The sequence below is a fragment of the Lapidilactobacillus dextrinicus DSM 20335 genome, from assembly GCF_001436095.1.
GTDB lineage: Bacteria > Bacillota > Bacilli > Lactobacillales > Lactobacillaceae > Lapidilactobacillus > Lapidilactobacillus dextrinicus.
The window spans coordinates 1-457 of sequence record NZ_AYYK01000010.1 but is presented as its reverse complement, the minus strand read 5'-3'; the positions used below and the strand labels follow the sequence as shown (position 1 = coordinate 457).

Here is a 457-nt window from a genome sequence, read left to right as displayed (position 1 = left end):
GATATCACTTATCTTCCCTTTGGGAAGACAATGTTGTATTTATCAACAATAATGGACACTTTTAATTCGGAAATCATTGCCTATCAAATTTCGGATCATCCTGACACAAAGTTAGTTTTAAATACATTAGAGCAATTAGACAATTTATCGGGAAACACAATCTTGCATAGTGATCAAGGCTCAACTTATACATCACGCGAATTTTTTGAAATGGCACGCAAAAAAGGCGTTATCCGCAGTATGTCCCGTAAAGGAACACCAGCGGATAACGCACCAATAGAATCGTTTCACTCCTGCCTAAAGGTTGAAACATTCTACAACCATAAGGAACCGATAGGTTCCAATAACATTGTAATAGAAATGGTCAAAAACTACATTAGTTTTTGGAATAATAAACGTATATTTACAAAATTAGGCAATCAATCTCCTGTAGACTACAGAAAATCAATTACCTAAT

Annotated in this window: 1 protein-coding gene; it reads left to right on the top strand. The window is 34.8% G+C overall.

Features of this window, described 5'->3' with window-relative positions:
- Window positions 1-456: DDE-type integrase/transposase/recombinase (locus tag FC84_RS06060; RefSeq protein ID WP_157051857.1), on the top strand; the 456-nt coding region annotated here is incomplete at its 5' end.
- Window position 457: the final 1 nt, after the last annotated feature.